The organism is Streptomyces sp. NBC_00250, from assembly GCF_036192275.1.
Taxonomy (GTDB): domain Bacteria; phylum Actinomycetota; class Actinomycetes; order Streptomycetales; family Streptomycetaceae; genus Streptomyces.
This window is the reverse complement of record NZ_CP108088.1, coordinates 4908554-4928529: the sequence shown is the minus strand read 5'-3', so window position 1 is coordinate 4928529 and position 19976 is coordinate 4908554. Positions and strand designations below refer to the sequence as shown.

Sequence of the window (19976 nt, the reverse complement as noted above, 5' to 3'; positions counted from 1 at the left end):
GCCGGGGCGCAGGCCCATGTAATCCGGCGACGCGGCGCTCGTCGCGCACAGCGCCGGAGGCCGGTGCCGAACTACACCCGTCCAGCCGCACCGGGCCGCCGGGCGGGAGCCGGTACGTGCCCCATCCGTGCCCTCCAGGGCGGTGAACAGCGGTCACCACGGGTACGAGCAGAGCCTCCCGACAGGACCCGCGAAGAGACTTGTCCGCAGGTCAGAGGCCATATGGACGGCCAAAGCAGCGGTGATTCCCAAGCTTATAGCGCGGGTTCGATTCCCGTCATCCGCTCCATGACAAAGCCCCAGGTCAGCGACCTGGGGCTTGTTTGTTGCCCGATCCAGATCCGAGCCTCACACCACCTGTGCACCACATGGGCCCCCGCATGGCCCGCAGTTGGTGCTCAGCTGACGTGGGGATCCGCGTCAGATCCGGTCAGGGCGCCGCATTGCGAAGGTCGGGGCGGTTCCTGGGCAGTCCGAAGCCCGCCATCTCCTTCTCCTCGTACGACAGGAACCCCAGGCTCCGGTAGAACGCGTGGTTGCGTTTGCCCTCGGGTGTCGACTCGTGGTCCGTGGACAGGAGGAAGAAGCGGCAGTGCGAGTACCGCCGCATGAGGTGCTCGACCAGGGACCGGCCTACGCCCTGCCGGTGATACGCAGGGTTGACCACGACATCCTGGACGTAGCAGATGTGTTCGTCGTCGGAGATCGTCCGGGCTAGACCGAGGAGTGTTCCCGAACCGTCTCGTGCCGTGATGACCAGGTGGGAGTTGGCCAGGCCCCGGCACAGCCTGTCGACGTCGCGGGTGTAACCCTCCCATCCGACCGAGTCGTAGAGGCTCAGCATCTCCTCCGGATCGAATGCATCCTCTTTCGCTACGAACACGCTGAGACCCCCATGCGGCAGCGCCGCTCCTCATCCCCGATTCGACACCCCGCCCGACTCCACGTCCGTCGGACCGGTCCAGATCGGTACCACACTCTGCGCCGCGCGCGAGTGCTTCGCGACACGTCAGGTTGAGCCCGCTCCCCTCTCGGACGTCCCGGCAGCCGTGAAGATCCGGTCCAGGTGGTGGCGGAGCACCGCGATCGCCGACTCCGGACTCCGCTGGCCCACGAGGATGCTGGTGCCCATGGTCGCCGCCATCGCGAGCAGGCTGATCGCCTCCGTGCGCGCGTCGGCGTCCGGGTCGGCCAGGCCGGTCCCCTGCGCCTGTTCGAGGAGTCCGGTCATGGCGTTCTCCGCGGCGTCGGGGTTGTCGATGAAGGGCTGGGCGGCCAGCGCCTCGTCGGTCACCGACAGGATCGCGTAGGAGCTGTACAGCAGGTGGAACGTGCGGCTCTCCTCGTCGGTCGGCAGCGAGGCCAGCAGCAGCGCCTCCACCGTGACGCGCGGGCCCGGGTCCGGGCCGACAGCGGCCAAGCGGGCACCCACCCTCGCGGTGAAGCGGTCGGTCAGGTGCTGGAGGCCGTAGAGGAGAAGCTTCTCCTTGGTGTCGAAGTAGTACTGCACGAGCCGGAGCGACACACCGGCCTCCGCGGCCACGTCGCGCATGCCGACGGCATGCAGCCCCTGCCGCCCCGCGACCCGGATGAGCGCCTCGGCGATCTGGGCGCGCCGCTCCTCGTGATCCACACGCTTCGGCATGTTCCCGTGTCTCCGCCTGTCGATGGTGGGTTCGTGCTCCGCTACCCGAACCCCTTCATGATACCGATGTACCACATTGGTGATACGGTCGTACCACGAAGAACGGATCTTCACCGGAGGTGCCGCCGTGCCCGAGAACACCGCCCGCGTACGCGACGTCGGCCGCTACGTCAACGACACCCTGCGCGACCGCTACTTCGCCGCCGCCGATGTCCTCTACGCAATGGGGGCACCCGCCCGCTCCGAGACGGACGTTGAGACGAGCTTCGGCACCACCCACGTCTACCGGTACGGCCCCTTGGACCCCGCCGCCGACTCCCGGACCCCGATCGTCCTGATCCACGGCGCCGGCTACAGCTCGGCGATGTGGTACCCCAACACCCCCGGGCTCAGCCTCGACCGCCCCGTCTACGCCCTCGACACCCCCGGCGACGCCAACCGCAGCGTCCACCGCGAGCCCATGTGGCAACCCGAGCGCGCCGCGCAGTGGATGGACGAGGCCCTCGACGCTCTCGGCCTCGACCGGGTCCACCTCGTCGGCTCCTCCTACGGCGGCTGGCTCGTGCTCAACCAAGCCCACCGGCGGCCCGGACGGCTCGCCTCGGTCACCGCCCTCGACCCCGGCGGCCTGGAGAAGGTCGGCCTGCGCTTCTTCGCCTGGGTCTTCGTGAGCCTGTTCGCCACCTTCGCCCCCAAGGCGCTGCGCCCCCGGCTCGCCAAGTGGCTGGACCAGCCGGTCATCGCCGTCCCCGAGATGCGTAAGTGGATCCAGCTCGGAGCCCGCGCGTACCGGATCCGCCGCCCCGCACCGCTGCCGCTGACCGAGGACGCGCTGCGATCCATCCGGACCCCGCTCTACGTCATCATGGGCAAGCACAGCCTGCTCGTACACCCCAAGCGGCAGCTGGAACGCGTTCCGCGCCTTGTTCCCGGAGCCCGCGCCGAGATCATCACCGCGACGGGGCACGGCCCGCAGATCGACCACCCCGACGTGGTCAACGCCCGGATGCTGTCCTTCATGGAGGACATCGACTCCCTCGGCCCTGCTGCGGTCGACGCATAGGGCTACGACAGGGGGAAACGGCGTCGGCGACGCCCGCGCCGTGCCACAACGTGCCAGTCGGGGCGGTGAACAGCGGTCGACAAGGGGCTCGCAGAAGCGGCCGGGACAGGTCCGCTACCGAACATTCCGGCAGGTCAGAGGGTATATGCACGCCCAAGTGCCGGGTGATTCCCAAGCTTATAGCGCGGGTTCGATTCCCGTCATCCGCTCTTGCATGAAGCCCCAGGTCAGCGACCTGGGGCTCATTGTTGTCTAGACCTCTTGGGGACTCCTCCCGCACCACCTACGCGGCGCCATAGCGTCGCGCGGGTGCGCCTCTGGCTGGAGCCTGACGCGCAACCGCGGCAGACCCTGGGGCGGCTCGGCCGGGAGACGCTCGCACGCGCACGGGACTCGGCAGGCCTGGACCGTCTCCCGTCCGAGGTCAGCCTCCGGGAAGTCCGCCACAGGGCCCATCGCGTGGACTGAACCGCTTTTACCCTCCACTCGGAACGACCTGGTCCTGCGGGGCGGGTAGCTCCGGTCTTCCCTGTGCGGGTACGGATCCCGATCCTGTGGCCCGGCCGGGTGCCGCCTGCCGCATTCCGGTGCGCCGTGCCGCACGGCGCCACAGTCGGGGCAGGAAGGTGTAGAAGCGGTCGGGCAGGAACACGGCGTCCGCGATGATCATCGCGCCGGAGAAGAGCGGCAGCCCCATGAGTACGGCGATGCCGATGTGCATCCCGAGCAGCACAGCAAGAACGGGATACTTGAGCCGGCCGAAGAGTACGAACGGGAAGGCGACCTGGACGAGCACCGTGACGTAGCCGGTGATGGCGATCACCATCGGGAAATCGTCTACGAGGTGGGAGAGCGCGGGCCAGGGCTGGAACAGTTCGAGGTTCAGCGCGTAGTGCAGAGCGGTGCCGCCGCCCCAGGTGGAACCCTGGACCTTGTACAGGCCCGCCGATCCGTAGAGGAAGCAGACCTGTGCGGCGATGACGAAGACGCCGCAGTTGTGCACCACGGTGGTCAAGGTGACGCGGGCGTGGCGGAGTTCCTGCGCGTACAAGCCCCGCACCAGCTCGGGCACGTCGCCCGCACGAGCCGACTTGCGCCGGTCGCGGCGTGCGTCCAGGGACCAGTGCCGACCACACGCGGTCAGGACGAGGTACACGGCCATCAGCAGGACCAGGTTGTCGCCCCCGTCCGTCATGAAGATCGACCTCGCGTGGAACGAGATCACCACGACGGCGAAGAGGACGGACATGACGCGGGTCCGCCAGCCCAGGATGAACAGTACGGACGTGACGACGGCCATCGCGTAGCAGAACTCGAAATAGGCGGGGCTGTCAGACAGGATCAGGACGCTGTTCCAGCCTGTCTGCTCGAAGAGCTGTTCCGCCAGCGCAGGCGTCCAAGGGGAGTCGGGTCCCCAGATCTCTCCGCGGTGCGGGAACTCGCGGAGCAGGAAGACCAGGTAGAGCAGCCCGTAGCCGATGCGCAGCACCGAGGCGGCATACAAGGACACCGGGCGGCCGGTGAGGAGGGCCCACAGAGTGCTGACCTGGCCGAGGAGCCACTGATGGGCGGCACCCATGAGCGAAGTCCCCTGATTCGGCGGGGGTTGGGGCGCGGCTGCCGCAGAGGAGGGCCGGGAGGGCTGCTCATTTCCCATGGGGGGTCACCTTCCACCAGGGCAGGAGCCGGTTCTCGGTGGGTACCGGCGGGCGGTCGCCGACGGCGGTGCCGGGGGCGGCGATGGGCGTCGTGACGACCCGAAGCTGAACGAAGTCGAACGTGTCGCCACCGTGGCGGGCGGCGAAGCGGTCCGCGGCGATATTGCGCAGGTACTTCTGCATCATCGCCGCCCGTTCCGAGCGTGCCGTGTCACTTCCTCCGTGCGTCTCGGCATAGGAGCTCCAGGCGCGGCGCAAAAGGTTCTGAGCCGTGTGGCTCGGAAATGCGTTGTGGTCGACTGCGGCATTGTCCGCGGCGGCCAGGTCGAACCAGGGGCTCACTCGTACCGATCCGTCGGAGGCCGTTCGTGCAGTTCTTGCCAGGACCTTCCGGTTGAAGGAATCGGGGTCCGGTGCGAAAAGTCGCCAATTCTGCTCGAAAAGGGGGTACACCCATCCGTTGACCTGCGGGCTGTACCGCTTCGACACGGGGTTGGAGGGGGCTACGTGAAGGAACACCATGACGACATGGACCAGCGTGGTCACCAGACACAGGACCACGGCCGTGCGCAGCCCCGCTCTCAGTGCCCGGACCCTCATGGGCCGTCTGTCCGGCGGGGTCGCTCTGTCGTGTTCTGGTGGCAGGGGGGCCGGATCGGAACCGCACTGCTGAAGTTCCTGCACGGCCGCTGATTCGATTCCGCTCGACACCGCCCACCCTGTCCTTCGCGTATGCGCTGCTCGCGCCTGAGTCCCTGCGTCTCTCACCGGCGGCACACGACGGAACCGCTGAGGATTCCGCCGCGCGCCGTCATCCGATGAACGGTCTTGATGCGGCCTGCTGCTCAGCCCTCGTGGACCGCGGGCTTGTCGGCGTAGCCGTAGTGCCCGTCGGCCTGCTCACCGTGGTCGCCGTAGTCGCCGTGCTCGCCGTGCTCGCCGTGCTCCGGCTTGCCGGGCCCCTCGTCGTGCCCGTGCTCCGGCCCACCGTGCTCGGGCTTGCCGCCGTGGTCCGGCCCACCGTGCTCGGGCTTGCCGCCGTTCCCGCCGGCGACGTTCCCGCCGGTGATGGAGCCGCCGGTCGTGTTCCCAGCGCTGTTGCCCGACGTGTTACCGCCAGTGGTGTTCCCGGCGGTGTTGCCCACGGTGTTCCCGGACGTGTTGCCCGCGATGTTCCCCGAGGTGCCGCCGCCCACCAGGTTGACGCTGGGCCCGCCGATGAGGGTGCCGCCGATCAGACCCAGAGTCGTACCCGTCGTCGCCCCGGTGGTCCCTCCGGCCGTCGTTCCGGTCGTCGTTCCGGTGGTCGTTCCCGTCGTCGCGCCGGTCGTCGTACCGCCGGTGGCGCACCCGCCGAGGAAGATCCTGTTGTTGTTGAGCGTCACCTCGCCGTTGCGGGCCAGTGCCCGGCCCTCGACGCTCGCCCCCTGGTTCACGAAGATCGAGGTCAGGGCCATGATGGTGCCCACGAAGGTGGAGGTGGTGCCGAGGGTCGCCGAACTCCCGATCTGCCAGTAGACATTGCACGGCGAAGCACCGTTGGTGAGGAGGATCCTGCTGTTGGATGCCGTCGTCAGGGCTTCGGGAATCTGGAACACCCAGACCGCGTTGGGGTTTCCCCCGGCGTTCAGGATCAGGTCACCGGTGAGGCCGACACCGGAGGTGGCCCTGTGGACGCCGGGAAGCAGCTCCTGACCCCCGCCGATTCCTGCGGCGAGCGGGAAGTCCGGCGCCTGGCCCGTGAGTTGGCCGGCCGCGTTGTTGTAGGCCACGATCAGATCGCTCTTGGCCTGGGCGGCCGCGGCGTCCGCGGGGTGCACAGCGCCGAGTACCAGGCCGGGCGGGAAGCCAGTGATGGCCGGGTTCGGGTGCGTCCCGAGGTCGTGGTCGAGCACCGAGTTGCCGGTGTTGGTGACTCCCTGCCCTGCCAGGACCGAGTAGCTGGCGGTCGTGCCCAGAGGAACGGGCGTAGCGATGGCGAGTGCCTGCGTCGACGTGACGGCGACCATGGCGGCGGCAACTGCTGTGGCGAGGGCCGAGGCCAGCCCGCCGGACAGAATGCGGCGCTGAGTCGTTCGAGGGATGTGCAGCTTCATCAAGAGGCCATTTTCTGTGGGGGGCCATGGCACACGCCGGGCCTACGGATCACCCGGGGCGCCTTCTAGCTGTGGCCGCATATTACGCATGAAAATTTGCGCACCCGCACCGGCCGAAAAAGAGGAGGGGGATGAATATAAAAACATTCAACGCCGCGGGGTGTGATGAAAATACGCAATCCCGCGCCGCCGACGGTTCGGAACATCGCCGGATGAGTGAAATTCGATCAGTTCACACGAAGCGACACCGCACACCTGTCCTGAAACCGACCCCGAGGTGAACACGGATGTACGCCGACCGGGTCGAATCAGGACCGCTGCGGCATGGGCGTGGCGCACCCGGGGCGAAAAGCGCAACGAGGCGCGGCAGCAGCGGCGGGTTCTTCCCGGTGCCGGCCGCGTGTGGAGGAGCAGCGGTTCCGGGGCACTGTCGCAGCCCGGCGCGTCGCCCTCGGGGTTCAGGACGCGTAGAGCTTGATGGCGTCGGTGATGAAGTGCCGGCTCTGCTCCGGGGCGAGGGCCAGCGCCCGCAGCCGGGCGTGCGTCACGCTGTACTGCTGTACGTCGGACGCCTTCGCCAGGCAGAGGCCGCTGGTGAACCTCTCCAGATACACCACCGCCTCACGGGTGTCGGAGAACTCCAGGAGGGAGAACTGTCCCGTCAGCCCCGGGTGAGCGCCTGCGCTGTGGGGGAGCACCTCGACGGTGATGTGCGGTTCTGTGCTGAGCGCGTGCAGGTGCTCCAGTTGTTCGCGCATGATCTCCCGGCTGCCGACGACGCGCCGCAGGGCCGATTCGTCCAGGACGACCCAAAGATGCAACCGGCGGGCGGGGTCATAGATCCGGTGCTGACGACGAAGTTGCACCTTCAGCCGCGCGGCGGCCTGGTCGACCGTGACGAGAGGGATCGTTTCCTCAATGACTGCGGCGGCGTAGGCGGGGGTCTGCAGCAGGCCGGGGACCACGATGGCCTCGTAGGCTCGGATGCAGGCGGCGGCCGCTTCCAGGTCGAGAAGGGCGCTATGGGGGATGTCGCCGTAGGAGTGCCACCAGCCCTGACGGCTCGACTCCCTGGCCAGTGCTGTCAGGTGGTCGACGAGACGCCAGTCGGTGACGCCGTAGAGCACGCAGAGATCGCGTACGTCGCGGGGGCTGACCGCACGGCGACCTGTCTCCATGTGACTGACCTTGGCCTGGGAGATCAGCAGTTCCGCCGCGACCTGCGTGCCGGTCATACCGCGGTCCTCACGGAGCCGGCGCAGCTCCGCCCCCAGTCGTCGTCCTGTGACGGTGGGGTTGTTGTTCGCCGCCATGGGCGGTGTACCTCCGGCTCCAAGCCACTACGTGCCCGAGCAGATTGGCATGGAGCACCGGTTGTTGATCACGCGCCGTGCCGCCGGTGTCGTGCGTCGGTAAAGAATTGTGACTAATCAATCTGCCCGGCGTCGCCCATACGAACCAGCGCTCCGCGTGGCCCACGGCGCCCTACGGCGCGCAAGCCGGGCCGCGGGGAGGGAACGGCGGGTGGATCAGTGGGCGAAGCGGCGGGGTGCCACGGAGTTCACGCCGAGGTCGAGAACGGCGGCGATGAGCACCAGTACGCCGGTGGAGAGGAGTTACAGCGCACCGCCGAGCGTCGAGCCGGCGATGATCAGCGCGACCACAACCTCGGCGTCTGTGTCCGTGTTCTGCATCGGGGGCATTCTGCGCTGACTCGGTGCCGCTGCCGGTGCCCCGGCGGGGCGAGCCTTGGCTTCGAGGGCGCGACCCCGCCCAGCCCTTCCAACGTGGCACACCGGCTGCTCCCGGTCGTGGGTCTGCCTGGCGTTGTGCAGCTCATCGGTCTTGGTGTCCGCGTAGACGACTCGACTGCGCCCCCGATTCCTGTGGCCGGCACCCCCTACCGCGCCATGGCCCGTCTGAGCCGCCCGGCCTTGACGTTCACGGGCTCCACCGCCGCCGCCCGGGACTCGACGCCGCGGCCGGGCGCGTCCATGAGGGCACCTCGGCTCTGCAGCCGAGGCCCCGTGGCATCGTGCCCCATCCGTGCCCTTCGGAACGGTGAACAGCGGTCAACACGGGTATCGCCGGATCACCGAGAGGAGCCGCGAAGAGGGGCATTTTCGCAGGTCAGGCACCTTCTGATCGGTGCCGGCTTCGGTGATTCCCAAGCTTATAGCGCGGGTTCGATTCCCGTCATCCGCTCTTGCACGAAGCCCCGGGTCAGAGACCTGGGGCTTCGTCGTTGTCCTGACCTCTCACGACCCGCGTGCCATTCGCGCGCCACTCAGGGCTGTACCGCCGCGCCGAGTGGCCGGCGCCCACCTGCCCGACAAGGGGCTCGAGAGCCCACCACCTGCGGCGACCACCACACCTGGTTCGAGGTCTCTGCGATCGGCGACCTGAACTGCGCGGACGATTGAATCGGAGCTCACGCTTCCGAAACACTGCGCTCGGGGTGAATCAATATCTACGCCCGCGGGGTGAGAGTTTAACGGGCCCCGCAGGGAGAGTATTTCCCCCAACGCGCAGAGCGGGATTATTTTACGCACCGAAGCCCTGCGGCATGCTACTGTCGATCTCGGTTGCAGTTTTGGTACCCATAAAACTTCAAGCGCCTCCGTTCAATCTTCATGCGATCTTGATGACGTAGGCGGCGCTTTATATTTCCGGTCATTTTCCGGTCAGGGCATCATCGCGGCGACACGGCATCCGCACAGTGCGGATTCCGGCGTACTGCCCAAAGGAGAAATGACATGACTGCCGGCACCGTGAAGTGGTTCAACGCGGAAAAGGGATTCGGCTTCATCGAGCAGGACGGTGGCGGCCCCGACGTGTTCGCCCACTACTCGAACATCGCCGCCCAGGGCTTCCGCGAGCTGCTCGAAGGCCAGAAGGTCACCTTCGACATCGCGCAGGGCCAGAAGGGCCCGACGGCCGAGAACATCGTTCCTGCCTGAAGCTGACGCGCAGTTCGTAGCTGGGGCCCGCATCCCTCGGGGTGCGGGCCCCAGCTACACGCATTTTCCGGCAGCGGTTCCACTTGCAGGGCGTCCGCCGATGACCGCCGCCCACGGACCCCCCGGGGACGCCGCCGCTTCGAACCCGCGTCCCGCTGTTGTCCTGGATTTCGAGGTTCGTTCGACGTCGCTCCATTTCAGATTCCAGCGCCTGCGCCGACACGAATTCCATGCGGGCGAGATTAGCTTTCGCATTCCCTTCGGCCCGTTCTTGTGGTTCCCCGCGCTGCTCCACCGTTGCGGGAATTCCTTGGTGACGTGCCGCATCAAGGAAGGTTCTGAATGAACCCCACACGTACGAACAGCCGCTCCTCCCGCAACCGCCGCCGCACCGGCGGCTCCGGTTTCGGCTCCACAGCCGCTCCGGTTCGGGCCGGTCGCTTCGGTTCGTCCGCCCCCAGTCGTGCGGGAGGTCCGAGCCGTTCGGGCGGCCACGGCCGCCGGCCCGCCGCGGTACAGGGAGACTTCGCCCTCCCGAAGACGATCACCCCCTCGCTACCCTCCGTCGAGGCGTTCGGCGAACTCGACATGCCCAGGGAGCTCCTGGCCGCGCTCACCGCGCAGGGCGTGTCCGTGCCGTTCCCGATCCAAGGCGCGACCCTGCCGAACTCCCTCGTGGGTCGTGACGTGCTGGGCCGCGGCCGGACCGGCTCCGGCAAGACCCTCGCCTTCGGCCTGGCCCTCCTGGCCCGCACCGCCGGGCAACGCGCCGAGCCCCGCCGGCCGCTCGCCCTCGTCCTCGTCCCGACACGCGAGCTGGCCCAGCAGGTGACCGACGCCCTCACGCCCTACGCACGCGCCGTCAAGCTGCGCCTGGCGACCGTGGTCGGCGGCATGCCCATCGGACGCCAGGCCGGTGCCCTGCGCGGGGGTGCCGAAGTCGTCGTCGCCACGCCCGGTCGCCTCAAGGACCTCATCGACCGAGGTGACTGCGGGCTGAGCCAGGTCGCGATCTCCGTCCTGGACGAGGCCGACCAGATGGCCGACATGGGATTCATGCCCCAGGTCACCGCCCTCCTGGACCAGGTGCGCCCCGAAGGCCAGCGGATGCTGTTCTCCGCCACCCTGGACCGCAACGTCGACCTCCTGGTCCGCCGCTACCTCACCGACCCCGTCGTCCACTCCGTCGACCCCTCCCAGGGCGCGGTCACCACGATGGAACACCACCTCCTGCACGTGCACGGCGCCGACAAGCACCGGGTGACGACGGAGATCGCGGCGCGCGAGGGCCGGGTGATCATGTTCCTGGACACCAAGCACGCCGTGGACCGGCTCACCCAGGACCTCCTCGACAGCGGAGTGCGCGCCGCGGCACTCCACGGCGGCAAGTCCCAGCCCCAGCGCACCCGCACCCTCGCCCAGTTCAAGACCGGACACGTCACCGTCCTGGTCGCCACGAACGTCGCCGCCCGTGGCATCCACGTCGACAACCTCGAGCTCGTCGTCAACGTGGACCCGCCGACCGACCACAAGGACTACCTCCACCGCGGCGGCCGCACCGCCCGCGCGGGCGAGTCCGGCAGCGTCGTCACCCTGGTCACCTCCAACCAACGCCGCGGCCTGACCCGCCTCATGGCCGACGCCGGCATCGTCCCCCAGATCACCCAGGTCCGCTCCGGCGAGGAAGCCCTCCACCGGATCACCGGCGCACGGACCCCTTCCGGCGTCCCGGTCACCATCACCGCGCCGGCGGCCGAGCAGCGCAAGCGCGGCTCGGTGTCCCGCGGTCGACGCAGTCCCGCTGCGGCGGCCCGCCGCGTGAGCGCGCGGCAGTCCGCCGTCGACGCGGCGGCCTGAACGCCGCGTGAGCAGGCAACCGACCCACCTCTGCAGGAGGCACTTTTGACGCCGGTCCAGACGCAGCCCCGCTCAGCGAACGCCACCCCCATGCACAGGACGGTGGCCGACGCCATGGACATGGCCGCACCACAGGTCTGCGATGACATGACCGTCGAAGTGGCCCTGTCCGTCATGATCAGTGCCCGCGCGGGGCATCTGCTCATCTGTGACGACGACGGGCTGTGCACACGGCTGGTCACCCGAGCCCTGCTCGCCGCCGTCCGTGACAGTGACGCGTACACGGACCGCATCCGGCTGCGCGACGTCCCCGGCGACCGCGGGCCGTTCACCGCACCCCGCACCCCGATGAACCAGGCCGAATACCCGATGAGCCACCGCCGGCTCGACGCCCTGCCCGTCGTGGCCGAACAAGGCAGCGCTCCGGGCGTCCTCGCCCCTGCCTGAACCACCTTCCGCGGCCGGACCCTTCTCTCCTTCTCCCTGTGAGGCAACATGCGCTGCGTCATCGCCCGGTTCCCGTTCGATCTGACCAAGAGCGGCGTCCTGGAATCCATGAAGGGCATCAAGCCCGAGGAGGTCATCGGCGAATCCGTGATCATCGGCCGCCGCACCTACCCCGTCAAACAGGTCGGCCAGGTCATCACCCGCCAGGACCGCCGCGACTTCAGCGCCGGCGAAGTCCTGCGAGCAATGACCCGGCTCGGCTTCACCTGCCGCGACCTTCCCCGGAACGCCACACCCGCACACGCCGTCACCTCGGTCCAGCAGGCATCCGCGCTGCTCGGCACCCCGGTGACCGTCTGACCGACGGGACCGGCGTGAGCCGCCACCCGAACAGCGAAGAGGGCCCGACCAGCACGCATGCTGGTCGGGCCCTCCCGCATACCGACAGGTTTCCCCACGCGGCGCCGTGGCAGTGGTCGGAGTAGCTGAAGTCGCCCATGGTCCAGGCACTGGCATCCGCGATCGAGACGCCGTACATCCCGCCCGTCTCCGGGATCCCCACCGTGCCCTGAAGGATGCGGGCCACATGGAAGTGCAGATGCGTGGGCGGCTCCTCCCCGCGTGGCACAGCGGTGAAGACGGCGGAGAACTCGCCCAATCGGGCCGAGTCCGCCAGGACCTCCGAGACCCGCCGCCTCCACACGGCTTCGGGAGCCAGCCGACCGGTGATGACAGCACCACCGGTGACCACGGTCAGGGACATCTGATTGCTCTGCCCGGACTCCACCAAGGTGGCGACGTCAACGAGCAGCTCGTCAGGCTTCGACATGGGACTCGCGCCCCACGCGCTCTGCTGTGGCCGACCCGAGTGCCTGACCTGCAGTGCAGGTGCTCTGCAGATCCTGGACCGGCCACGAATGTCTACCTCTCCCCAGGGGGCACGAAAATCTATCGCGGCCAGAGTAGACATTGGTCAGTGGCGTGGTTATGGTTTCTCTCGTAACCCAGCGAGACAAGAGAGCCTGGCAGAGACGAACTGCCGGGCCGCAGTACCCGCAAGTGCAGTTGGCAGGACGGTGCGGTGGTGGAGTTCCGAAGCCAGGGTTGTTGCAGGACGGCGACGGGACTGGCGACCGGACCGGGTGGCCCGCAGTAATCAGGGGCCGCCGTGAGCGGGACCGCTGTCATGGCCCCGTAAGTGCAGTACGCAGTCCCCCGTTGGGTAAGCAGTTGATCACCGAGGGAAGAACGGAGGAGCCGAGCGCCATCAGGATCGCCCGGGCGGAATTCTTGAGCCCGGGTACCGCAGGACATCGATAGTGAGGTGGTCTCCGGTCAAGCAACCGCGATCCCCGCGTGCCCGACAGCGTCTCGGTCGGGTCAGCGGAAACAGAAGGCCGGTGCGGTATCAGGACCGGTAGATGGTGTAGTAGTTCCTTCGGGGCCCTGGTGCCGTACGGCACCAGGGCCCCTCAACGCGTTCACCAGAGAGGTGCAAGTGACAGCAGGCGACTCCTTCGACCGTCTCGATGACGACGACTACCCCGCCTACACGATGGGCCGGGCCGCCGAGATGATCGGCACCACCCAGGGATTCCTGCGCGCCCTTGGCGAAGCGCGCCTCATCACCCCGCTCCGCTCCGGCGGCGGCCACCGCCGATACTCCCGCTACCAGCTGCGCATCGCCGCACGCGCCCGGGAACTCGTCGACCAGGGCACCCCCATCGAGGCCGCCTGCCGCATCATCATCCTCGAAGACCAGCTCGAAGAAGCCCAACGCATCAACGCCGAGTACCGCCGCGCTGCCGAATCATCCCCTCCGCCGGCCTCGGACTGAGTTGAGTGTGCCCGTCGGTATCGGCGGGCCCCGCTTCGATACAGGTTCCCGTCATCCGCTCTTGAACAGCGCCCCGGGTCAGCCACTTGGGGCTCTCACCGTCCAGCGCAGCTCGCCGGTGGGGCGGGTCATCGTACTGGGCGGCGGTGGGCGGAGCGGCGCATGCGCATGGTGACGTAGATGAGAGCAGTCCGTCGGCGATGGCACCGATGATCGACCGTGGCCATGGCCACGGTCGTCGGTGCTGGTGTCGACGTAGATCGCCTCCAGCTCTCCGATCCTGCGGCCCCGCGTGTCCACGACGTCGTGGGTGCGCCACTCACGGATGTCCGCCATCTGGATCATGTCGACTCCTTGCGGTCGGTCACCGGTTCGGGAAGCGTGGCGAGAAGGATCTCGGCGGCTTGGGTGACGTTGTCGGCGTGGACCGCACGGGCCATCGCCGCGCGGGCCGCATCCGCCGTGGTGTGCGGCGGGACGGGGCCGACGAGAGCCGCATGGAGGCAGAAGAAGAACGCGGGTGAACCGCGGCCGGGGACGATCCGGCGCCCGATCAGGAGCCGCATGAAGTCGGCTGCCGTGCCACAACGTGCCAGTAGCAGCGGTGAACAACGGTCAGCAGGGGACGGGCCGCGACAGCCCACCCAACACCCTCGACATCCGTTTCCGCAGGTCAGACACCACATGCGGGATCAAGTGCCGGGTGATTCCCAAGCTTCTAGCGCGGGTTCGATTCCCGTCATCCGCTCTTGCACGAAGGCCCTGGTCAGAGACCAGGGCCTTCGCTTTTACTCGTCATCGACCATCGGTGCGCGAGGCGCTGACGAGACCGTGCTCGTAGGCGGTGATGACCAGTTGCACACGGTCGCGCAGGCCCAACTTGGTGATGGCCCGGGAGATGTGGGTCTTCACGGTCAGCGGGCTGATCACCAGTACGGCGGCGATCTCGTCATTGGACAGCCCTTCCGCCACCAACCTGACCACCTCGTTCTCACGTGCCGTCAGCGCGTGCAGTGTGACGGTGGGCCGGGGGCGGTGCGCGAAGCGCTCGATGACGCGGCGGGTCACGCCCGGTGACAGCAGGGAGTCGCCCGCCGCCACGACCTCGACCGCCCGACGTAGTTCGGCCGGTTCGACCTCCTTGGTGAGGAACCCGCTCGCCCCTGCCTGCAGCGCTTCGAAGACGTGCTCGTCGGTGTCGAACGTGGTCAGGATGATCACCCTGGTCGTCGGCTGCTCGGCCAGGATGAGACGGGTGGCCTCGATGCCGTCCATGCCCGGCATTCTGATGTCCATCAGCACGACGTCCGGTCGCAGCAGGGCGGCCTGCCGTACCGCCTCCTCTCCCGAGGCGGCCTCGCCGATGACGGCCAGGATCTTGGCGCGCCCGAGCAGGCTGCGGAACCCCGCCCGCACGAGCGCCTGGTCGTCGGCGAGCAGCACACTGATGGTCATGGCGCCAAGCCTGTCACGCGGTCCGTCAGCGGCAGGACGGCATGCACGGCGAACCCCTTGCCGGCATCGACGCGCAGCGTTCCCCCAAGGGCCGTGACGCGCTCGCGCATCCCGGTCAGGCCGTGCCCTTCCGCGAAGCCCACCGCTGAGCGTCCGTCGTCGGTGACCGTCACCTCCAAGGCTCGTGGCCGGGCCTGCACCCGGATGGTGAGGCGCCCGGCGTCGGAGTGACGCAGGGTGTTGACCACGGCCTCCTGAACGACTCGGTACGCGGTGAGCGCCTGGGCCGCCGGCACGGCATCGGAGTCGCCCTCCGAGTGGTAGCGCACTTCCAGCCCGGCCGCCTCGGCCTGCGAGACCAAGCCGGCAACGGACCCCAAGCCCTGTTGCGGTACGTCGCGAAGCTCACCCACGAACGCCTTCAGGTCGATCATGGCCTGGTTGCGCACCGCGATCGCGGTGCGCAGGGCGGCGCGCGCATCCTCGGGCGCATCGTCCAGAGACTCGACGGCGACGTTCAGGTGGACACCGACGACGGCCAGGGTGTGGGCGACCACATCGTGAACCTCCCGGGAGATGATCAGGCGTTGCTCGACCAGACGGGTCTGTTCCAGCTGCAGGAGACGGGCCTGGCGCTCGGCCCGCCAACGGCCGTACTGGCGCCAGGAATTCGCCGCAGCCGACACCAAGGCCAGCCAGAGCAGTTCGACGCCGCCTCGGGCAAGGGCTTCGGAGGCATCCAGCCCTTGCAAGGCCAGGCCGCATGCCAGGGTGAGGGCGCCGACGGCGGCGGCCCAGGCCGGGCGGCTGAGGGCGGCGGTGAACAGGGCGACGGACAGGGGCCAGACCCCGCCGCCGTCGAACAGGCCGGCACTCTGGTAGCCGACGAGCGCGGCGGCGGACAGGGCGAGCACGAGCACGGGGCGGCGTCTGCGGACCAGCAGCAGACCGCCCAGGATCACACCCAGGCCGAACGTGCCGTGCCACGACAGCGGCGCGCCCATCGCGGCAGGACCTGCACCGATACCCACGGCGGTCAACAGCGCCAGGGCCGGGTCCACCAGCCGCGCCCGCCACCCGCTCTGCGGACGTGAGCTCACTTGACGATGCCTGACGTCACGCATCCCACCGTGGCCGACGTCGAAGGCCGGGGCTTCGCCGAGATGGCGGCCAGGGCCAGCCAGGCCAGATTGAGGGCGATGACGATGCGTTCGGCCAGACCCAGAGGGGCCGTGTGGGTGAGGGCCGTCTTGTCCACCAACGCCACGGCGAACAGCACGAACGCCACCGACGACGCCCACGCGAGCACGGTCAGCCCACGCGCCTTCGAGGTCCGCGCCGGCTCGCGCCGCCACACCACGGTCAGCCGGACGATCGCGATCGCCAGTGCGAGGAATCCCGCCGAGGCCGCGACTCCGTGCACGCCGTCGGAGAGCGAAGGGCGGCTCCAGTTGCCCGGCGGGTCAGCCGGAAAGACAGCAGCGAGCAGTACACATCCCGCCCAGAAGTGCAGCAGCCACCCACCCCGTCCACTGCCGGCGGCCCGCACTGCCACGGCCGCCGACCCGACCGCGACCGCCAGCAGACCGACGGTCACCAGCCAGCCGTGCGGCAGGTTGACGTACCTGCTGACCGTCTCGGCCAACGGGTCATATCCCCTGTTGACCGCATCGGATATCGCGAAGGCAAGGACGGCGACGGCGAAGCCGGCCAGAGAGATTGTCTTGGTCATAGGGCCAGACAGTAGGTCTGGCCTCAGCCCGGGAACATCGTCCTCGACGCGTCATCCGAGTCTGCGTCAGCGGAGTACACGACTACTCCGATCGATGTACGACAGACCAGGACCGTCACACGCTGCCCGGCCCGTCCCCCACGTCACCCTCGGGTCGTGCGCTCGGCCGCGAAGACCTCGTCGAGACCTTGAACGCGGCAATCACCCCCATCGTGTGACGGCCGCCGCGCCGAGCTCCGCGCAGACGGAGGGAGCGTGACCCAGCCGTGCCCTTCGGGGCGGCGAACAGCGGTCACCACGGGTACCCGCGCGCCTGCGGGAAGAGCCCCCCGGGGGCACGCGGAGGGCATGAAGCCCGCATTGTCTCGCCGAAGGTCCCGCATGAGCCCTCTGACCTGCACCTACGCCGTCATCACCACCCCCTGCTGCCCGGTGGAGGCTCTGAGCCGGGGGTTCCCTGTGGCGGAATCACCCGGCCGCCTCCCCTCCTGCGGAATAATCAAGGCATGGCAGCCACGCCCAGCGTCCCCGAGCTCCGCCGCACCAGATTCGCCCGGCGGCTTCCTGTCGAGCTCTCGGAGCTCGCCGGCCCCGCCCACGGCCACATCGACCTTCCGCTGCACCTCGCGTGGTCCGGCCTGTCCCGGTTCGATCTCGACCAGCCCCGATTGCGGATGAGTTGTTACCGGATCGTCCTGGCCGAGGCTCAGCATGATGACCTGGTCCGCTACCTGAACCGGGAACTGCTCGTCATCATGTGGCCTGTCCTGCGCACTCTGATCAGCCGGGACATCCGTGACGTCTGGGAGAACGCCTTCAACGAACTGACCCCCGACGCCCGGGCTGCTGCGTGAATCTCACGGAACTGCACCGGCGGCTCCTCGCAGATGTCCTCGCCGTGGGCGACGTCTACCCGCTCGTACTCACGGGTGGCTACGCCGTCCAGGCGCACGGACTGGTCAACCGGCTCAGCAACGACCTCGATGTCGCCACCGAGAACCCGGAGCCGATGGAGAAGATCGCCGCCACCGTGCGCGCCGGGCTGGAACAACGCGGCTGGCAGGTGCGGGGGTTGGAAACCGACCCTGTCCGCGCGGCTGATCGTCACCGACGCAGCCACAGGCGAGGAGTGCGAGGTCGACGTCCTCAAGGAAGCACTCTGGCGTCCGCCGGTGAAGACCGAGCATGGCCTGGTGCTCTCGCTGGAGGACGTGGTCGGCACGAAGGTCCGCGCGCTGGCGGACCGTGGCCTTGCGCGTGACTTGATCGACGTCCGGGCGGCAGCCGATCGCTGGAGTCACATCGAGCTCGAAGAGCTCGGCCGCCGCCACGCCCGTGACACCTTCGACCTCTCCGACCTTCAGGCCCGGCTCGCCGGGGCGGACTGGATCGATGACACCGAATTCGTCGCGTACGGACTCGACGACCACCAGACCGTCGAGCTGCGCCAGTGGGCTCAGGAGTGGGCCGACGACATCGCCGAGAGACTCCAGGAAGCGGAAAGCCCGCCCGACGACTGATCACCGGGCACCGAGCACGGCGAGAAAGCACTGCATCTCCGAGAAAGGCTGGTCGTGCCCCAGCCGTGCCCTTCGGGGTGGCGAACAGCGGTCGCCACGGGTATCGCCCAGCCAGCGAGAAGCGCCGCACCAGGGGCCGTATTCGCAGGTCAGGCAGCAGATGATCAAGCTGGCGTCGGTGATTCCCAAGCTTATGGCGCGGGTTCGATTCCCGTCATCCGCTCTTGAACGAAGGCCCTGGTCAGAGACCGGGGCCTTCGTCGTCGTGTGGCGTGGCCTGCCGCCGAGGAGCATGCTGATGGCGAGACCGCCGCCAACGGGCCCCGGCCCCCGTGCCTGTCGGGCACCGGCTGCCACCGGCCTGCGTCAGCCCCGGTACGGCCAGGCGCCGCGCAGCCCGTCCGTCGCCCTGTGGAAGGGAGCGGGATGACAGTCGGATCGGCCGGGGATCCGGATCGCTCGGAGAGCTTCGGAGAGGGGCTGCTGGGCGGGCTCCTGGACCGGGCCCACGAGCTGCCACCGCATCTGGTCGGGCCGGTGCTCGCCGACACGGTGGCGCGGCTGAGGGGACGGGATCCGCAGATCCTGCTCCAGGACTACGGGCAGCAGAGACTGGTCCCCCTGCCGGGCGAAGGGCTGGTGGGCGGGGAACCGCAGGTCATCGACGGCTCCGCGGCCGGCCGGTGCTTCCTCACCTCGCGTCCGGTCGAACTCGTGCTGGCCGACGGCGTACGGGTCCTGCTGCCGTTGCTGGACGGGGGCGACCAGGCGGGCGTCCTGGCCGTCACGCTGGACGCCGTCGACGACGACGACCGCCGCCTGCTGCGCAGGATCGCCGGTCTGATCGCCGACATGTTGCAGACCAAGAACGGCCACACCGATCTCTTCTTCCGCACCCGTCGCAGCGAACCGATGAGCGTCGCCGCCGAGATCCAGTGGTCGCTGCTGCCGCCTCTGTCGATGGTGACGCCGCGCGTCACCGTCGCCGGCGTTCTGGAGCCCGCTTACGACGTGGCGGGCGACAGCTTCGACTACGCCCTGAACGGGGACACCTTCCACCTCGCCATGATCGATGCCATGGGTCACGGTCTGGACGCGGCCACGATGGCCACCGTGGCCATCGGCGCGTACCGGCACGCCCGCCGGATCAGCATCGAACTGTCCGAGATCTACCACTTCATGGACCGGGCCGTGGCCGAGCAGTTCGCACCCGACCACTTCGTGACCGCGCAGATGATGAGGCTGGACACGAACACCGGCCGCCTCCAGTGGGTCAACGCCGGGCACCCCGCCCCCCTTCTGATCCGCGGGCACCGCGTCGTAGGCCGCCTGGACAGCCCCACGACCCTGCCCGTCGGCTTCGGAGGAGCACAGCCGCAGGTCAGCGAAGTGACGCTCGAACCGGGGGATCGCGTCCTCTGCTTCACCGACGGGTTGATCGAGGAACACGAGAGCGGACAGGAGGAGTTCGGCGAGGAACAGCTGATCGACTGGGTGAACCGACTGGAGCGGGCGGACCGAGAGGTCCGCGCGGTGGTACGGGACCTCTCCCACACCCTCAAACGGGCACGGGGCAACGCCACTTCGGACGACGCCACGCTGGTCCTGGTCGAGTGGCGTGGATGACGGAGGGCCGTGCCGTGAGGTGCCGGTGAGGCGGGATGCGGGGCGGCAGGAGCTTCGCCGTACGGATCACACCTGCTCCG

Annotated in this window: 19 protein-coding genes and 2 pseudogenes; 9 read left to right on the top strand and 12 right to left on the bottom strand. The window is 68.6% G+C overall.

Annotated elements, in window-relative coordinates:
- Positions 1 to 430: 430 nt before the first annotated feature.
- Positions 431 to 883, bottom strand: a complete 453-nt coding sequence (locus tag OG259_RS22370) for a GNAT family N-acetyltransferase (RefSeq protein ID WP_328943878.1) — start codon at positions 881 to 883, stop codon at positions 431 to 433.
- 126 nt (positions 884 to 1009) lie between these two features.
- A complete protein-coding gene (locus OG259_RS22365; protein ID WP_328943877.1) occupies positions 1010 to 1645 on the bottom strand; it encodes a TetR/AcrR family transcriptional regulator in 636 nt (211 codons plus the stop codon).
- A 127-nt stretch (positions 1646 to 1772) separates the two neighbouring features.
- Here OG259_RS22365 and OG259_RS22360 point away from each other — a divergent pair, with 127 nt between their 5' ends.
- A complete protein-coding gene (locus OG259_RS22360; RefSeq protein WP_328943876.1) occupies positions 1773 to 2708 on the top strand; it encodes an alpha/beta fold hydrolase in 936 nt (311 codons plus the stop codon).
- Between the two features lie 475 nt (positions 2709 to 3183).
- Here OG259_RS22360 and OG259_RS22350 read toward each other — a convergent pair whose 3' ends face one another.
- The 4 genes from OG259_RS22350 to OG259_RS22335 all read right to left on the bottom strand — a co-directional run bounded on the left by OG259_RS22350 (position 3184) and on the right by OG259_RS22335 (position 7775).
- Positions 3184 to 4287 (bottom strand): HTTM domain-containing protein, encoded by a 1104-nt coding sequence (locus OG259_RS22350; RefSeq protein WP_328943875.1) that lies wholly within the window; start codon positions 4285 to 4287, stop codon positions 3184 to 3186.
- Between the two features lie 67 nt (positions 4288 to 4354).
- Positions 4355 to 4966 carry a DUF5819 family protein gene (locus OG259_RS22345; RefSeq protein ID WP_328947149.1) on the bottom strand — a complete coding sequence of 204 codons (612 nt, stop codon included), beginning with the start codon at positions 4964 to 4966 and terminating at the stop codon, positions 4355 to 4357.
- A 245-nt stretch (positions 4967 to 5211) separates the two neighbouring features.
- Entirely contained in the window at positions 5212 to 6462 is a 1251-nt protein-coding gene (locus OG259_RS22340) for an ice-binding family protein (RefSeq protein WP_328947148.1), read from the bottom strand.
- Between the two features lie 458 nt (positions 6463 to 6920).
- Positions 6921 to 7775, bottom strand: coding sequence for a helix-turn-helix domain-containing protein (locus OG259_RS22335; protein ID WP_328943874.1), 855 nt, complete (start codon positions 7773 to 7775; stop codon positions 6921 to 6923).
- A 1443-nt stretch (positions 7776 to 9218) separates the two neighbouring features.
- On the opposite strand from OG259_RS22335, the gene OG259_RS22330 reads away from it, so the two are divergent.
- The 4 genes from OG259_RS22330 (at position 9219) to OG259_RS22315 (ending at position 12086) form a co-directional block, all read left to right on the top strand.
- Positions 9219 to 9422, top strand: a complete 204-nt coding sequence (locus OG259_RS22330) for a cold-shock protein (RefSeq protein ID WP_328943873.1) — start codon at positions 9219 to 9221, stop codon at positions 9420 to 9422.
- Between the two features lie 342 nt (positions 9423 to 9764).
- Entirely contained in the window at positions 9765 to 11279 is a 1515-nt protein-coding gene (locus OG259_RS22325; RefSeq protein WP_328943872.1) for a DEAD/DEAH box helicase, read from the top strand.
- A 45-nt stretch (positions 11280 to 11324) separates the two neighbouring features.
- Entirely contained in the window at positions 11325 to 11726 is a 402-nt protein-coding gene (locus OG259_RS22320; protein ID WP_328943871.1) for a CBS domain-containing protein, read from the top strand.
- Between the two features lie 48 nt (positions 11727 to 11774).
- Positions 11775 to 12086, top strand: a complete 312-nt coding sequence (locus OG259_RS22315) for an SCO5918 family protein (RefSeq protein ID WP_328943870.1) — start codon at positions 11775 to 11777, stop codon at positions 12084 to 12086.
- 112 nt (positions 12087 to 12198) lie between these two features.
- Here the strand turns inward: OG259_RS22315 and OG259_RS22310 are convergent.
- Positions 12199 to 12555: pseudogene (locus tag OG259_RS22310) on the bottom strand (hypothetical protein); the annotation flags it as partial.
- 669 nt (positions 12556 to 13224) lie between these two features.
- On the opposite strand from OG259_RS22310, the gene OG259_RS22305 reads away from it, so the two are divergent.
- Positions 13225 to 13563, top strand: a complete 339-nt coding sequence (locus tag OG259_RS22305; RefSeq protein WP_209495626.1) for a MerR family transcriptional regulator — start codon at positions 13225 to 13227, stop codon at positions 13561 to 13563.
- 78 nt (positions 13564 to 13641) lie between these two features.
- On the opposite strand, the gene OG259_RS41795 is transcribed toward OG259_RS22305, so the two are convergent.
- From OG259_RS41795 to OG259_RS22280, 5 genes are all read right to left on the bottom strand, one after another.
- A complete protein-coding gene (locus OG259_RS41795) occupies positions 13642 to 13908 on the bottom strand; it encodes a hypothetical protein (RefSeq protein WP_443051996.1) in 267 nt (88 codons plus the stop codon).
- Positions 13905 to 14129: a hypothetical protein gene (locus tag OG259_RS22295; protein WP_328947337.1), complete on the bottom strand. Its 225-nt coding sequence runs from the start codon at positions 14127 to 14129 to the stop codon at positions 13905 to 13907. Before OG259_RS22295 ends, OG259_RS41795 begins: the two co-directional genes overlap by 4 nt.
- 229 nt (positions 14130 to 14358) lie before the next feature.
- Complete coding sequence (locus OG259_RS22290; RefSeq protein ID WP_328943869.1) at positions 14359 to 15018, bottom strand: response regulator transcription factor; 660 nt, start codon at positions 15016 to 15018, stop codon at positions 14359 to 14361.
- Positions 15015 to 16079 (bottom strand): sensor histidine kinase, encoded by a 1065-nt coding sequence (locus tag OG259_RS22285; protein ID WP_328943868.1) that lies wholly within the window; start codon positions 16077 to 16079, stop codon positions 15015 to 15017. The genes OG259_RS22290 and OG259_RS22285 overlap by 4 nt, the downstream gene beginning before the upstream one ends.
- A 35-nt stretch (positions 16080 to 16114) precedes the next feature.
- Positions 16115 to 16750 carry a DUF998 domain-containing protein gene (locus tag OG259_RS22280; protein WP_328943867.1) on the bottom strand — a complete coding sequence of 212 codons (636 nt, stop codon included), beginning with the start codon at positions 16748 to 16750 and terminating at the stop codon, positions 16115 to 16117.
- Positions 16751 to 17256: 506 nt separating this feature from the next.
- Here OG259_RS22280 and OG259_RS22275 point away from each other — a divergent pair.
- The 3 genes and pseudogenes from OG259_RS22275 to OG259_RS22265 all read left to right on the top strand — a co-directional run bounded on the left by OG259_RS22275 (position 17257) and on the right by OG259_RS22265 (position 19896).
- Positions 17257 to 17604 carry a transcriptional regulator gene (locus tag OG259_RS22275; protein ID WP_328943866.1) on the top strand — a complete coding sequence of 116 codons (348 nt, stop codon included), beginning with the start codon at positions 17257 to 17259 and terminating at the stop codon, positions 17602 to 17604.
- Positions 17601 to 18270 (top strand): annotated as a pseudogene (locus OG259_RS22270) (nucleotidyl transferase AbiEii/AbiGii toxin family protein). The gene OG259_RS22275 and the pseudogene OG259_RS22270 overlap by 4 nt, the downstream one beginning before the upstream one ends.
- Before the next feature lie 426 nt (positions 18271 to 18696).
- A complete protein-coding gene (locus OG259_RS22265) occupies positions 18697 to 19896 on the top strand; it encodes a PP2C family protein-serine/threonine phosphatase (protein WP_328943865.1) in 1200 nt (399 codons plus the stop codon).
- Positions 19897 to 19976 lie beyond the last annotated feature (80 nt).

Bases quoted from the DNA above. Each gene is read 5' to 3' on its own strand.
- OG259_RS22275 (WP_328943866.1), top strand. From the start codon at position 17,257: ATGGCAGCCACGCCCAGCGTCCCCGAGCTCCGCCGCACCAGATTCGCC.
- OG259_RS22340 (WP_328947148.1), bottom strand. From the start codon at position 6,462: ATGAAGCTGCACATCCCTCGAACGACTCAGCGCCGCATTCTGTCCGGC.
- OG259_RS22350 (WP_328943875.1), bottom strand. From the start codon at position 4,287: ATGGGTGCCGCCCATCAGTGGCTCCTCGGCCAGGTCAGCACTCTGTGG.
- OG259_RS22290 (WP_328943869.1), bottom strand. From the start codon at position 15,018: ATGACCATCAGTGTGCTGCTCGCCGACGACCAGGCGCTCGTGCGGGCG.
- OG259_RS22265 (WP_328943865.1), top strand. From the start codon at position 18,697: ATGACAGTCGGATCGGCCGGGGATCCGGATCGCTCGGAGAGCTTCGGA.
- OG259_RS22365 (WP_328943877.1), bottom strand. From the start codon at position 1,645: ATGCCGAAGCGTGTGGATCACGAGGAGCGGCGCGCCCAGATCGCCGAG.
- OG259_RS41795 (WP_443051996.1), bottom strand. From the start codon at position 13,908: ATGATCCAGATGGCGGACATCCGTGAGTGGCGCACCCACGACGTCGTG.
- OG259_RS22325 (WP_328943872.1), top strand. From the start codon at position 9,765: ATGAACCCCACACGTACGAACAGCCGCTCCTCCCGCAACCGCCGCCGC.
- OG259_RS22295 (WP_328947337.1), bottom strand. From the start codon at position 14,129: ATGCGGCTCCTGATCGGGCGCCGGATCGTCCCCGGCCGCGGTTCACCC.
- OG259_RS22345 (WP_328947149.1), bottom strand. From the start codon at position 4,966: ATGAGGGTCCGGGCACTGAGAGCGGGGCTGCGCACGGCCGTGGTCCTG.
- OG259_RS22330 (WP_328943873.1), top strand. From the start codon at position 9,219: ATGACTGCCGGCACCGTGAAGTGGTTCAACGCGGAAAAGGGATTCGGC.
- OG259_RS22335 (WP_328943874.1), bottom strand. From the start codon at position 7,775: ATGGCGGCGAACAACAACCCCACCGTCACAGGACGACGACTGGGGGCG.
- OG259_RS22315 (WP_328943870.1), top strand. From the start codon at position 11,775: ATGCGCTGCGTCATCGCCCGGTTCCCGTTCGATCTGACCAAGAGCGGC.
- OG259_RS22280 (WP_328943867.1), bottom strand. From the start codon at position 16,750: ATGACCAAGACAATCTCTCTGGCCGGCTTCGCCGTCGCCGTCCTTGCC.